Annotated in this window: 5 protein-coding genes; all 5 read right to left on the reverse strand. The window is 37.4% G+C overall.

The genetic code is table 11. The annotated features are described in order from the left end of the window. A partial coding sequence (locus ACQ2HE_RS15515; protein WP_430902469.1) for a DUF6443 domain-containing protein occupies window positions 1-6,287 on the reverse strand: 6,287 nt, incomplete at its 3' end. 7 nt (window positions 6,288-6,294) lie between these two features. Further along, window positions 6,295-7,668: a hypothetical protein gene (locus tag ACQ2HE_RS15520; RefSeq protein ID WP_430897000.1), complete on the reverse strand. Its 1,374-nt coding sequence runs from the start codon at window positions 7,666-7,668 to the stop codon at window positions 6,295-6,297. Window positions 7,669-7,722: 54 nt separating this feature from the next. Then, window positions 7,723-8,340 (reverse strand): hypothetical protein, encoded by a 618-nt coding sequence (locus ACQ2HE_RS15525; RefSeq protein ID WP_430896998.1) that lies wholly within the window; start codon window positions 8,338-8,340, stop codon window positions 7,723-7,725. Between the two features lies 1 nt (window position 8,341). After that, entirely contained in the window at window positions 8,342-9,154 is an 813-nt protein-coding gene (locus ACQ2HE_RS15530) for a hypothetical protein (RefSeq protein WP_430896996.1), read from the reverse strand. A 5-nt stretch (window positions 9,155-9,159) separates the two neighbouring features. Continuing rightward, window positions 9,160-16,206, reverse strand: coding sequence for a hypothetical protein (locus tag ACQ2HE_RS15535; protein ID WP_430896994.1), 7,047 nt, complete (start codon window positions 16,204-16,206; stop codon window positions 9,160-9,162). Between the last annotated feature and the right edge of the window lie 6 nt (window positions 16,207-16,212).

Below are 16,212 nucleotides of genomic sequence, written 5' to 3' on the forward strand. Positions count from 1 at the left end.
CCGTATAAATGCATCTCAGCTAGGCTCAGTGTTCCTGTTGCAGTATACACCGCCATAACATTTCCACTGGCATCCCTCACATACACCGTAGTGTCGGACGGGGTGATTTTCATAACTCTGTTTCCAGAGGCATCATAGGTGTACTTAATAGTTCCGGTTGACTTTACTATTTGGGTGATCTTTCCATACACATTCCAAGATACACTCGTGATCCCCTCTGAATTATCAGATATCAAGTTGCCAATCTCATCGTACTTATAGTTATTGTCTGCCTGGCCAGGCTTGATGTCACTGTATGCATTCGCATGGGTAATACTATCAACCACTTTGTGAAGTCGATTAGATCCCGCAGTATAGCCGTAGATCAAGCTATCCATCGCAAGACCTGTAGAAGGTCCATTTCGTACGTATCGGAGAATGTTTCCATTGGGGTCATAACTAACTCGTTCTTTATATGCCTGCTGTTGTGATAACGAGTACCCGCTGTTACCGATTGCCAAGCCATCAAATAGATCCATCGATACAATTCTATTCAGTTGGTCGTATTTGTAATTGTACACCTTCGCCCCTCCCCCAAGTACCGGAATATTCACCGACATGGCTGCAATATTGCCGTTAAACAGTGATGAGGCGTTAGATCCCAGTTTGGAAATAATGGAACCTGTTGCAGGTGTAAATCCAATCGCTTTGTAATCGTTTTGATAATAATTTAGGCTATACCCAAATACGTCTTGTGAAACAGGAAAGGTCTCTGAAGAATCAGTGCCATTGGTAAAACTGCCTGATTTTACAGGGTTCACTGCTTTAACCCATCCCTGAAGCGTGTATACATAATCCAACCCTTGAACCCTTAGCTTTCCCATTTCTGCTCTACCCAAAGGACCGTGTTTATAATACGTATAGGAGGCATCGCGCTCAGGGAACAAGAATAACATTACACTGTCTCTTCCTGTATAAACATCAGTCAATCGATTTTCTGCATCATACTTGTACCTGTGCATGTATTGATCAACTGGTGTTACCCATTTTGCCAATGATGAATCATAATAATTGGGTTGGTACGTAACCATGTTCACCTTACCACTTACTAAGTCATAATTGTAGGCAATTTTCTTGAAGCGATTGTAGGAATTTGCCCGATTCATTACATTAGAAACAACTGCACTCGAACCAAAATCTTGTACTAGAGTGTCCACATTTCCGTGAACATCATAAGTGTAGATCGTTGCATTGGTAACGGCTGGAATATATACACCACCTATCAATGTCACTGTATCAGATACTTCCACATAACTAACCCGGTTCCGAAGGTTCCTTTGTTGTACAATAAACTTGCTTAAAGTGGGAGATGCGAAGTCATAGGTTGTTCTCGTTATTTGACTTCTCTTTGAAGTAGCCGCATTCTGCCATAAAGCCAACTGCGTTGTGTCTTTAGATATCAAATCTGAAAGATCTGAAGTGTTGGTTAATTGCCCTACTTCTACAATTCTTCCCAAATAATCGTATTGTGTATAGCTGTAAATCTTTCCAGTCGCCTTTTGCTTAGCGTTTTGGCTAACTACTAAACGACCAAGAGCATCGTACCAAAATTCACTCATACCACCATCTGGTGATTTTTGCAACACAACTTGATTCAAACTGTTGTAGGAGTAACGTGTGACAAGAGTATGGATAGGAACTAAATAGGTATTATTCGCCCTCGCCGATCGAACACTATCTAAAAATGTTCTCCTATAAATTGGATTCACACCTTTAGGAGGCACAGTTTTGATTAGATTTCCCGCTTGATCGTAATAGTAAAGTGTATAATGGTATTCTTTCAGTGTATCTGTAACCACAAACTTCTCTATAGCTGACAAAGCCTTTTGCTGCAGAAGAGATTTAACACCATTCAGTAAATTATCGTACCTACTTTCAAATAAAACACTCGCAGCACTTAATGCTAAGCTCTTTACGTTTCCACAAGCATCAACTGAATCGAAGGAGCTTCCTATATAGGCTGCCGGTGTATTATCTAGACATATTTTAGGGAATTTAGCACCAATGCCGAATGAAACGTTCAATGCCGTATCCCCAATAGGACATCCACCTGAATTAGCTTTTCTTGCCAATTCAGGCCATGTAAGATCCAGACCTGTTTTAAACTTAATATATTTAGCAAACAAGTCATTATAAGCTGCCTGTTCATCAGAGATATCTATTGACTTAAAGTTCGGCCAATGCTGGAATTTAGCATAAAAAGCTCCTTGCAAGCTACCAAGTGTTTCACAACTCACGCAGGTATCCGCTGATTTATAATATCCGCACTCCAAAAAATATGGAATTGACACAGCGGTATCTAACATAATACTATAAGAAACATTGCAATTGGGAGGGTTTGGACAAGAATTAATGTAATAATTGCCACAAAGTTGAAGTTTTTGATACAGGTATAAGGAAATCGTATCCTTTCCTTTGAAAGTCAAATACGCATTAATACCACTCAAACTTGTTGTATCTGAATAAGGAGAAACATCCGACTTCATAAGTAACTTCAAATCTCTAAATTCACCACAATTGCAAGAATCAATGGACATAGCAACAGTGTTCGTTACCCGTCTATTCGTTCCATAACGTTGTGGGAAATCAATTTGATAAGAATTACATTTCAAACTTGGAGATATACCCCATGCGGCAAAAACATCATCGACAACCCTTTCAAAAGTCGAATCTGCTAAACTGCTATATGCAGGTGCTACAGTTGAAGATCCAAATGTATTGTAATTATCTGTTCCCCGTTGGCATACTAGAAGCATCCGATCAGTAATTTGCTGAACAATCTGATTCACTTGAGTGGGAGTGAAATTTGTATTCAATTGTTCACACTGCAAGAGTGTATTTCTCCAAAAATCAATATAACTAGAGCATTTATCTTTCTGACTAACAATCTCTGAATTCAATGATGCGGGAAGTGCATCAGGATTGGTTGCTGTGAACCAATCTCCTTTTTGCTCAAGATCAAAAAGGTTCTGTGTATTATTGTAAAAATGTACAAAAAAACCGTTACCTCTAAGTGCAGCTTGATCAGCTAGCGGCCTATTTGTATTAATGTGATTTAATAAAAAATTTAGACGTTCTTGAGTATAAAATAATTTAAACTGATCCCAAGCTTTTGCTTGTGCACTCGCAGTCAATACAACAATACCAGAACCTGTATTAATGTTCGAATTTGTAGCAGTATACACTTTGGGCATATTAGTAAAGCAGGTATTTCTTGCCGAAGGATCATTCTTAATTGAGCAACCTAAGGCTTTACCATAAGCAATTTGCCACATACTGTACCCATTCTTCCAAGTTTGCCGTGCATAATTAGTAATTGTGGTTAATTCTCCTGAGGCAGCAATACCATTAAAATAAGGATCAGTGGCAATTGGATCAAATCCAACTGCGATACTCAATAAACTATCATGATAATTAAAGGAACTCTTTAAAAAATCTTCCGCATACTTCAATTTGGGATACTCCGGATGATATTCCAATAATGACTGTGACCAATTCGCTTCAAAACTTGCGGCAAAATCTTCCTTTGTAAGTGTACTTAGCAATGTACTATCGAATTTCAAGTTAACCTGCCCTTTATAGTCGTAATACTTAAAATCAACAGAACCATTGTTCTTAGGATATTTATAATAAGGTTTGCGGTTTGTGGGGGTTCCACCGCTAGCATAGAATATGTTATATTTCTGGGATATTGCAACATTAGCCGTATCATAAGCATATTGCCCAGCAAATGGCATCATATCAGATAACATTTGCTCCCTGATTTGTCCAAGATAATCTGACCGATAAGGATTCAATAGCAGACACATATTGTAGTCTTGGACATAATTTTTCCTTAACTCTTCTTTCTGAGAAGCAGAATAACTTAGGGTATCTGAGTAACCATACTCAGCAAGTTTCTTAATTAAGTAAGCTTGAAAGTTAGCACCTAAATTCGAGATACATGAAGCACTTGTTAAATCTATCTTAGGAACAGCACAAGCACTCGAAATAGAATCTGAAGCAACAATTGAATCGGCAATTGATTGGTATGTAAAACATCTGCCATTGCCAATTGCAACATAATTATTCAAATAACTTGATAAAGTATCTTCATTAATAGCGAGGGTCTTTCTCACAATATAAGAACCTGGCTGTAAGGCAATATTAAAATTCAAATTAATGGAGTCTTTCCCAATACTTTTGTAAACATAGGCAGTATCATTACCGGTCTCTTCGAATATTCGAATCTCTAAATCGTATTTGATTGGGTAATTCAGCATTCCGCCACCACATTTAGGTAGACTTAAAGTGGTTTTACCAGAATTGTAGTTAAAATTATAACTTCCCAACGCAGGTACTAATAGAGTACTAACAGACTCAATAGAATTGCCTTTTAATACATTAGAATTTGAATCAAGTAAATTAAATGCAATTGAGTTATCTCTAACTGAAGAATATCCTCCAGTAGGATTTACTGTCAAAGGTTGAAGATTTGAAGGACTTCCTCCAGCTAAAGCCGTAGCAATTGTTCTTCCATGCATGTCTACATAACTAACGCTCATTTGGCCATTGGCATCACGAACCATATTTTTAAAATAGTGCGACGCGGCTCCAACCTCTGTTCCAAACAAAGCATCAATCTCGTCTTGCATAACAGAACCATAGTAATATCGAGTTTCATGCCCTGCTCCCATCCTTGAAGTGTCACCAACTCCGCTTTGACGCATAATTCTTCCAGTACCATCCGGCATATAACGTGTTACGGCATATGCATAACCATTTGATTCAGGAATATTTTTATGCAATCCAATATTAGCAAGGGGATTGCTACTACTATAATAATTTCCGGCGCCACTCGTAGATGACAGTGCTTTTGTGTAATAATAATAATTGGTACTATCGTAATCAAAAAAATCAGTTAAATCACTAGCAATTGAACTCTGTCCAACAAAACTATTTAAGCCTTGATAATACTTAATAACGTTTTGCATTGTTGGGGTAGGTAAAATCTGAACCGCCGGTCTGCCGGCGCCATCGTACAAAGTTTCAGCAACTACAGAAGTATTAGTAGAATTATCCTTAGTCACTGTTTGGCGTGGACGTAATGAGCCATCAAAATATTGCACTACCGTTTTGCGCTTTCCTTCTTCAGCAAATGTAGTCGTAGATTGCCAATTCAGACTTGTTGCATGACCTGCATATGAAAAACTAGCAATATTGGACCAGGGACCATCACTTCGAGAACCGGAACGTAAGATATTAATCGCCCTTACTCTACTAAATAATACACCTCCTCCATCATATAACAAAGGAATTGAATATGTACTATCATTCCTTGAAATTGGCAAATCAATTCGAGTCGAATTCTCTTTAAAAGTACTCTCCAAAAAGCTACTACTTGAACTCAATAATGAGCTATCAACCCACATCCATTCTAGTTGAACTCCATTCCCATTGGTATTAGCCGGAATAGACCATTTCACTTTTACAGAATCAATCTCTAATGATGTAGGATTGTCTAATACTTGAAGACTCAAAATCTTGTTATCCCCAAGTTCATAACAACGAGAGACATCCATTAAATTTTCCAATCGCAATACTTGCTTAGAATCAAAAGACACTCCACCAACTGTCGTAGGCGCAGTTAGTGCCAAGAGGGTTACTTTCACGTATTCGGCGTTCCGCAAATTCAAATAGTTACGTGCGCTGTATTTTTGAGTTCCATTTTTTGTATAACTTACCTGAAGTGTAGTTGTATCGATTGTTATAATGTCAGTCGAAGTATGACCATATTCGACCTTCAACTTTGCAGCAGCAGAAAAATCGCCTGGTATAAACAAGTTCGTTTCCTCAATAACACTGAATGAAACAACGTTATTGATCAAATGCATCTTAGAGTTCGCCCCATCGTGTTCATAATTCCTAATACTGGTAGCACCGTTAACAAGTGGAATAATTTCAGAACTAGTATTATCAAAAATGGGATTACCCAAATTCTGCTCCACTTGACTAAGCGGCACAACATCAATTGTCACTTGACTTGAGTCAGAACCACAGGCATTACTCATCTTATAGGTAATCACAGAAGAACCCAGATTCTTACCCGTCAAAACCCCATTCGAGTTAACAGTTAAAATATTAGTTAGACTACTCGTCCAAACACCCCCTAATGAAGTGCTTGTAAGTTGGTTAGTGTTTCCTATTACTACAAAAGAAGATCCGTTTAAAACAGGTGCAGTTGGAGTAGACAAAACAGTTAGTGACACTTGATTACTATTTGCCGATTTTCCATACGTAGAAGAAGCAATTGCATAGTAAGAACCGGCTACTCCGGTTGAATAACTTGCTCCAGTTGAAAGTAAGCCCCCCCCCCGAATTAAACCATTGAATCGTGCCTGAACTGCCAGTAGCCGATAAAGTTGCTATCGCTCCATTACAGAGTAATGTGCTACTTGCACTCACAGTAGGGGCAACTGGAATATCTAATGACACGATATTTGAATTAGAAGAACTCCCGTTGCTTGTAACTACTACATAATATGAAGTTGTTACTGTAATTAATGGAGTTGTGTACGAACTTGCCGTATTCGATAGAACCTGATACGCTCCTCCATTGACTGAATAGTACCATGTATAAGAAAAAGTGCCATTACCTCCACTTGCAGCACAATTCAAGGTATTATACGACCCATTTCCACTAAGTGTGGTGTTAGTTACAGACAAACTTCCTACAGGAGCAGATTGCACAGTCACTACCGCAGTATTGGATGTAACAGTGTTTCCATTACTTGTAACATTTAATCTAAACGATGTAGTACTCGTCAAGATCCCTGGGGAATAATTGGCTGTAGTTGCAACATTAACCCAAGAACTACCATTGTATTGCTGCCACTGATAACTATATACTCCACTACCGCCGGAAACTGTCGAAACGATTTGAGAGGCACTGCTCCCACTTGAAATAGTTTGACTAGAAGGAGAAACTGCAACAGTGAGGGCAGGATAAACATTAACAAAAGCAGTAGATGAAAACTTCGACCCACCAGAAATTGACTCAGTAGCCAGTCTTTTATAGTACATACTGGCTGATAATGCACTGGGCTGACAATTTAAACCAGTTGCCCCACTAATGGTAGAAAAACTAATATTGTCACTTGAGGAATACCATTGATATGTATAATTGCTAGATAATCCACCAGTTGCCGCAGGCGCCGTTAATTGACTAGGTGAAGTATTATAATTTATATTTTGACTTGAAGGGCTTACTATTTTCCCATCAACAGCATCGTAACCTGTTATAGTAATTGTTTTGGATCCAAGACTACAAGTGAATTGAATCGATGCAGATGATGAAGTAATTGTAATATTCTGTTTGCAATTAAAGAGCACACTACTAGATACAGAGCCAGAGAACGTCGAACTTCCTGTTGAAGTAATATAGCCTCCAGATATAGTGTAAGAGTAAGTTCCCGAATATGAATAGTATTGATTTCCGTTATAAGAAGGAATATAGGTGTTAGAAACACCTTTTTCAACGGTAGTTGGTCCAGTTAGGTTTAATTGGGACATCCCAATATTGTATAATAATACACAACAAATAGTCAACAACCATCTATTCTTAACAGATATCAATAGCAAATTTTTCATATATCTTATTGACAAATTTAAAATCTAAGTTTCGTAATAACTCTAGCACTTTGGTTACTCCGTAATTCGAATAAGCATAGCAATATTAGATGTACCGAATGTTTTTGATTTGACTTCAAGAGCATTCCGCCTCAGATAAATTGTGCTATTCACAGCGCGAGCATCAAAAAGTAAATCCTGCCCTTGTCCATTTTGAATATTCGTCCAAACTACACCATCAAATGATTGTTGCCATTGATAAGTAAAAACAGGATCACAATGTGCCCCTTTGGCTTCAGAGCAATGAAACAAATAAGTAGTTTTGTCTTTCTGAATCGTCTGTTGAATATCATTATCCAATACATAGCCAGGATCTAAATTTTCGGCAACAAATATCAGCTTCCGAACTGTGTCCGAATTACTTAATACTTTTATTAATCCGACTCCAATACTATCCCATGTTACTTTAATCAATGTCGACTTAGAAATAGACAACATGTGTATATTAGAGGAATCGAAATGCCCACCAACAATACTAATTTGATACGATGCACTGTCATTCGCATCAGTCTGTAAGAAATAATAAAACTCTTTACCTTTGATAGCACAGTCATCCCCTTTAACTACGACCTGTGCAGCTATTTCAAAGGAGAAAGAGACCAAAAGACTTAATATTATCAGAACAATCTTCATTTTAAAACATTTTTTCATCCAATAGAACATAATCTTTGTATTTTTCGGTTAATGCCATCTTCCCCATATTATTAAAGATCACATCAGAAATTTCAATTCCCTTCATTTTACCAAAATCAGTTTCTAATAACTTCCATACAAACCGCTCCTCCTTCCTAAAATAAAACAGGCCTTCTTTTAAAATATAGTCCTCCCCTTCCCTGAGTTCAACTATAACTGAATTTGGCACATCATCTTTAGACTGAGGAACTGCCGAACGTCGAATTACTTCTACTTCAACCTTCTCTTTGGTCTCTGGATTCAACAAATAGTGCAATTCAACTATCGGAAGACCAAAACTACCCTTCGACTTACTTGCAAGTAAAATATCGGAATACCCTTTAATATTATTTGAGTTAACAGAAAGATCATAGGTTTTCAAAATTGTATTAATCAATGAATCTTTATTCAATCCTCGAATTACAGCGAATGGACTACTTTCCTCAAAGCCTGCTTCTTTATAAAATACAGAGACAGACTTTGTTTTATGATTAATACTTAACACAAGAGAGTCATTCTCAATTTGAAAATTTATACTATCCCCAAAACCATAACCACCAGCAAAAAATGAATAAGTCAATCTCCTATTTTCAAGTGTATCAACCGACCTTGCTATCTTCACTATCTGATGAACTTGATATGATAAAGATTTTCCGGAACTTGAAACAACATTGATCACATTTTCTAACGCTCCTGCACGCTCTCTGTTTCTTCTCTTTTGAGCATTCGAATGAATTACAATTATCATAAACAGTAAAATAAATAGTACTCGCATGTTATCTATTTTATCTTCTTTTGAAGTGCACTTCTTGATTCAGAGATTGTTTTTATACCATCTTTAGTCTCTACTTTAGTTCTTACAAGAACCCCTTCGGGATCATACTCATAAAAACTCGCAAAATTGTTTGCGTCCAATTCAGCTAACACACGTAGATTAATTGGATCGTAGACAAAGCTTTTAATATTTGAGTTAAAAGGATGGATTCTAAAATCATCAAAGTATAGCGTACTGCCAGAGGTGTTGACAAAATTGACCTCCCCACTCACAGTTCCGTTCGGAACAGTAAATACACATTCATACTTCTGCCATCCATCGATTATAGAGCCGCTCGGCTTAAATACAGTCTCTTCCAATCCAAAGCTTCCATTGAATCGAAGTTTTATTTGGTTCTTGTTATAGCTTGATTCCTTACACGGAATTCCTCCAGAAGCATTACCACAGTTTTCTCGCACCCATACACTTAAAAGCATTTTTTTGCCAGGAATCAAACTAAACGTCGCTTTCCTCATACTGTCTGTTGCAGGGAAAGGAGTAGTATAGTTACAATTATTAATCAAGCTATAGCTTCTGAAAAACTGAATAGAATTGCTTGACGGGTATTTGGTATCGTAAACAGCAAACTTATCCTGCATCAGATAAACCCCGGCATTAGAATAATAATTACAAGCACCATTCGGAGTACAAGAGTAGTTAAATCTCTGGACAAGAAAATCAGCTTTTACAACATATAAGCCTCTTGGCAAACAAAACTGTCGTGATTTAATATAACTCGTACCGCTTGTTGTTGAAGACAATGCCGTTCCCGTATAGACAATATTATTCACAGTATCAGTAATAGTCAAGCTATTAAATAGTGGGAATGGCGCGTTTCCTGAGGGCGAATAAAATGAATTTGAAGACGAACTATTGAATGTATAATAGCCATCCTCCTTGATTTCCATATACTGCTTTGTTCTTATATAATAACTATAGTTGTATGTAGTAACTGTACTTGGGGTTACAGTATAATAGGAATTGGGGATATATGGTCCAACTGTATATTCAACTCCACCAAATGTACTACCGGTATTAAAGACAGTGCTTGCATCACTAAAAGATAATTTAGGGGTATTAGGAGCTGAAGTTTGACCAGAAAAACTAGCACTCGACCAGGTCGAATCAATTGTGCCGCCGAGTGTGCCTTTTACCAATGCAGAACTAACAACATTAGAATTGTTCAAAGAAAAGTTATCATATGTCGGTTGAACCGGTAAAGCTAATACGGATGTGCCCTCAACCCCCACCACATACTTACCCGTATGTGACTTGAAAGAGAGAGTATCGGTATTTACTAATCTTAAATTCGTGGCCTTTAATATATCTATCGGCCTCACAACATTATTGAATTTCGTCCTATTTATTGATTCACCGTATTCATAGTCCTCGAATCCATCATAAGTAAATTCGTAATAGCGAGAATTACTCGCAAGAGCTAGAGGAAGGGTTTTGTTAAACCCATAAATCGCTGAACTGTAAATGCCCAATGCATCCATCGTTTCAATTTCCAACCCTTTTGAATTAATATGATTTAACTTACTATTCCAGACCCATTTTGAATTTGAAGTAATGGGGTATAAATTACTATTAACATCGAATGCCCAGTATAAATTAAAACTATCTAAATACCCGTATAACAAAGTATTTGTAAGTGATAAGGTGTCTTTTTCTTTTCTTTTATTATAAAAAACCAGCGACCTGAAAGGCTTAAAATTCCCCAAAAGCCCCTTGACATAGGGATTAATACTCGGCTCTAGATTACCCGATTCATTTTCTGTATACATCAATCGACACTCTGTTTCATCGAATACTACTTTAACCTTAGGCAAGATATCTTTTTCGGACAACCATTTTTCCTTATACTCAACTGCGCCTGAGTTTATAACTTTACTTGCATCATTGATAACTAAATAACCGGTTTGAATAGGATTCCCAGCACTGAGAACAGTCGCAACTTTTTCTCCTAATAAGTTACGTTTGCCGCTACGGATAATCCGGACAACAGCCTTTCCAATATTTGCGAGTTTTCCTTGATCATCCATAAAATATAAGACCCTGTTCATATTTGTAAGCGATGTCGCATTTTTATTCTTATCAACCACCCATAAACGCTTAACAAATGGAGACATAGCCAAATTTGAATTACAAGTAATCAAGGCATTATCTGCCGACTCAATATATAATTCATCACCACTCTCCAAATGAACAGAATTCAAAGTACCTCCTACTAGTTGCCCATCCACAAACGAAGCGGAAGCATAGGTGCCAATATTTTTGTAAGCTGGCGCCATGCCACTATATGCCCAATGAGCAGGATAAGATGTCGAGTATAAAGCTTTATCAAATTCATTATTTGTTCTATTCACCAAGACATCACCTGTATAAAAATCATAAGCAATATTTTTTGTAGAAACCACGCTTCCTTTATCATTAACTACAACACTGTCCAATATCGCGTGATAATTGACCACCTTTGTAGTTGTCACAGCTCGATATAAGCTTTCAGAATTCCCAGATACCGGCCAATAAAAAGGCAGTGGTATTGGCGCACCGAATAAAGTAATAAAATCAATGTTTGCCTGTCCCTCGTAAGCTTTACTTTTTACAAAATTCTCACGAGTATCGGTCATTAGTTCAATATCCACTCCCAAATTTCCGTTTATTACCTTTCCACTACTATCATTTGAAATAAACGAGAAAGTATCAGCTAGTCCATTTTTACCCGTATTCTTGTAGTAATTTTCAGTATATCCAATTATTGTTGAAGAATCTAAATCGGAATATGAAATCTGATTTTTCATTTTTCCATGCATATCATTAAGTACAACCAAAAATCCCTGAGAAACGGCTTTATAATCAAACGAGTGCTTTCTAAAAAAAGTAGAATGCTCTGCCTGATGAAACTCCTTCATAGAACTAGGTTCAAGCTTAGTAATCTGTGTAAGAGTTGGAAAATCTTTCGCAGTATAAAAAGAAGTAACCTGTCTACCTGTTTTGGATCTTGATTTTTGACTATTGGTTTTATCCTTTTTCATTGAAGAAACAGAAACCTTACTGTATCCAACAATTGGAGCTTGAAAAAAAGCATCAAGAACTGGTAGTTCAACTGCGCCAAAATCAGTCGGTCCTAAAGGTGTTCTGTTGGAATATTTAACCATTTTTTGAAAAGGATTCTCTTCATTACCGATTGATGGCTCGTAAGACGCAACGCCGCTGCTGACAACGGAAGCTTTCCCATTTCGAACCTCAGTGGTTGTATATTGATAGTCTAACCCGTATGTGCTTCTAAACTGTGCAGTAAGTGTATCCCATGCGTCTGAGATTCTAATTGATTTCACCCTAAGTCCACCACCATATTTGGCATTATATGGTACGTTTAGCCGAGCAAACGAGCTAATTGTATCAATCGTCTTTGCTTTATTCAAAGTCATCATAACATATTTTGGAGGTCTCCCATTCATTTGAATGTTCAACGTCCAAGATGCCATGATATCGGCAATCTTTTTCAGTTGAGTTTGACCACTCAGATCATAACCAGGAAAAGCCTGCCCCGGAAGTTCCTCAAGCAAATACTCAAGAACTTGGGACGTAATGACACTTTGACCACCATATTCTTCAAGTTTAATCCATATGATATTACTACTAGATGACGAAACACCGTACTCTCCTTCATTAATTGTCGAATAACACCTAACCAACTCTTTACCTTTTGGCATATTTACCATAAGATTAAAGGCTATTTGGTCCATATCATCAATGTACTTCTCCTTTATTTCTGCTACACTGGAAACTCCTACAGGAACACGAATAAATACATAACTTTTAGCCTTAGAAGCATTCCAGTCATAAATAGAACTACTCAGATTGTCACCAGACGAGCTAGATGCAAATCCAACAACTCTCATAAACATAGCCGCTTTCTTATTTTGGACATAGGCATAATCATCTGATTCATACTGCACTGAAATTTCGCCACCAGAGGGAAGAACAACTCGTTTTAAACTCCAAGCACCTGCATTGTTATCTAGTATTGGTTTTGAATTTCTGTCTTGAGGAACATAAGGAAAATCTGCATTCCTCATTTGGTTCGGGTTTAGCTGAGAAGGTTTGTAGGTCTTCCATCGATCAGAGGTCTCTGACTTATAGTCTGGATTCGATGAAATGTCTGAATCATTATAATTGTACTTAAAGATGTATTTATTGATCACCTTTTTTCTAATTCTTGAGTATGTAAAATACAGCGAATCCAATGTTAGTTTTCCTCTTTGTCCATTTGTTGCTACTGGATGGTCTGGTGTATTATTTGCAAGTTTATAAGAATATCGAAAATGAACTGTCTTGATTGGTTTTGCTCCATTAATGCCATTTTTCTTAAGATCTGCCTTATTAAACAGATCAATGCTATCAAGCTTTTTTGATGTGGTATCACTCGCATCTATACCTCCATAAACGCTTGCTGCACCTTTTGAGTCATCCCGATTAGACAAATAAAAAACCGCAATCATGTTCTTGGACTCTATTGAGTTCAAGTACCAACTCTCCCTTTCACCATATGCAACAAAACCCTTATCGTCTTTTACCTCTGTCTTCTGCCCCGCGATAAAATTGACAGAGTCGCCATTTGTTAGTGGCGTCCTCCATTTTTTAAATACAGGAATAGCATCTCCTATACGAGAGTAATTAAACTTCACAGCTTCTCCCAGATCATCTTCAGTCACGCCATTATTGGTTAAATCAACATAATCTGGTGACAATAAAGCACTTAGTAAAAAACTGTTAGAATAGCCTGGAGTAGAAGTAATTTGAACATAGCCATCTTTGCTCGAATTTGTCCCAAGAAGCGGTGATCCAGTTGTCATAAATTGCTGATCACCCAAAGACACTTTTTCAGGAACTGTTGTATAGACATTGTTTACAGAGAAAGTAAAGTCTTGTTGAATGTTGTTGTAAACCGGTATCCCATAAACATATCGTTTCCCATCGGTCTCAGTAACTGTAATTTCGGAAATATGATGCTCTTTTCGCAGGTTATCAATCCTACTGAATTCAACAAACTTCAGCGTGTTATCTATAGAGTTCATTCTTTCAGTCACACTATAAGATCGCAATTTTTTTTCCAACCCGACCAGTGAAGCCTCTTTTGCCGTCAAAACCGTAATTACCTGACTACGTTTATTCCTCTTTGTAAACAATCGTTGACTTTTTATCGTATCGTTTCCTATGTAATTAAGATAGCTATCATATTTTCTAAGAATTGGCCTAACTTCGGGTTTCTCATTGGTTCCTTCTAATTGAAACCTAACAAGTTTATCGTACCCATAGGTTTTTAAGCGTTCATTGTCTACTATGCTCACTTCACCAGGATTTCTAAAGTATACATTTTCAAATGTCGGGTATAAAGTATCTCTACCTGTAAAGTCAAGTGAATTTCTCAAGAAGTTACCATCTTCCCAATCTCCAGAAACAGTTGGAGTTTTAACCTTTTGTAAATTAAACCCATAGTGCCCCCAAGGACCAATATCAACCCCAGCAGACAAACTCTTGTCTTTTGATTCAGTTCGATTATCATGCATATATCCAACATCGTTGCGATAAGCTCTAAATGTTCCACCAGTGCCTTCTCCTTGAATGTTGAAAATATCATAATTATATTGAGGAGCAGATAAAATGGGAGTACTTGGGGTGACTACTCGATCATTCAACCTATTAAAATCCATCACTGCATTTTTATCCCCCCTTGCTATCTCTGAGTATAAAAAACCATATAACGGCTTTTTTTGAACAATATCCTCTCCGTTAATTCCAGAACTTTGTGAGTAAATCTCTAGCTCAATATCGGCCGTGATTCCACTTCCCGGGTTCACTCCCAGTTGAAACCGACCTGCCCATCCCGTATTTGTTATTCGAGATTGCAACATTGGTATAAAACTAGGTTTTACAAAAGTAATCGAAGTACCATACAAACTTGCGCCTTCAGATACCCCTTTGGAGTTCATCCAGAATCTTTTTCCTGATTGCAAATTCGCAGAGGCATTTCCACTAATCTGGATTGCCTTTATCCCGATCCTACTATTATATGATGTTGATGCGTTTAAACCTATTGACCCTAATTTGCCTAACCTAAAGTTAATAGATGAACTAAATGAATTCACTAATCCAGTCCTCGAGCTGTTTTTGAAACTATAGCCCGCTCCAAGTGTCAAGCTTTTGGGAACAAAAATTGTATCAAGAATTTGTACAATTTTTCCTCCAAAAAAACAATATACAGGAAATTGAACTGCCTTTTGAAAGTTATAGCTGAGATTAAACTTTCCACCAAACTCCCATGCGGGTCCGAGTTGATTGTTGTAACTCATCCCAATCGAAGTTCCAATACCAAAACTTAATCCTTGGTTTATTAGATTTGGGCCACTTTTAATTAACTTAGATCCCAATATTTCTATATCTCCACCCATTTGAATACCAAAAGTTTTGTTTACCCTAACATTTTGTTCTTGCTTTAATGTATCCAATCCGTTAAAATCATCAGGAACGCCTCTCGCATTCCGGTTAATATTACCGGGGTTGATATTCCATCCTAAACCAACCCAACTAGCTTCTTGTTCAGGTTCAATACCCGCTGAATAGTGAATATTCACTGGATAACCTCCAACATCTAACAGTGGGATATTGTAACTAAAATCTCCGGTAAATAAGTCAACCATATTATCTACACCAACAGATTTGAATGAACTCATCTCGGGTTGAGAAGGTCCTCCGATATATACCTTGTTTTCTGCTTCTGGGGCTACATCGATCTTTGGATATTCCCCAACTTTCTCAGGTGTTATCACAAGTCCTTTCTTCGCAATACTATCAGCCTTATTATTTCTAAAACCGTAACTACTTTTAATGAAAGTAGCAGGCTCAGATCGAACCCCTGCCCATGCTTCGCCAATCAATGACCCGTATAAGATCCAAAACAATAAAGCAGCAACTTTCTTAGAATGAATACTTAAATTCTGTACCATGGGAGA

This window comes from Endoryza foliicola (assembly GCF_050589245.1).
Lineage (GTDB): Bacteria > Bacteroidota > Bacteroidia > Chitinophagales > Chitinophagaceae > Endoryza > Endoryza foliicola.

Bases quoted from the DNA above. Each gene is read 5' to 3' on its own strand.
- ACQ2HE_RS15525 (WP_430896998.1), bottom strand. From the start codon at position 8,340: ATGAAGATTGTTCTGATAATATTAAGTCTTTTGGTCTCTTTCTCCTTT.
- ACQ2HE_RS15520 (WP_430897000.1), bottom strand. From the start codon at position 7,668: ATGAAAAATTTGCTATTGATATCTGTTAAGAATAGATGGTTGTTGACT.
- ACQ2HE_RS15535 (WP_430896994.1), bottom strand. From the start codon at position 16,206: ATGGTACAGAATTTAAGTATTCATTCTAAGAAAGTTGCTGCTTTATTG.
- ACQ2HE_RS15530 (WP_430896996.1), bottom strand. From the start codon at position 9,154: ATGCGAGTACTATTTATTTTACTGTTTATGATAATTGTAATTCATTCG.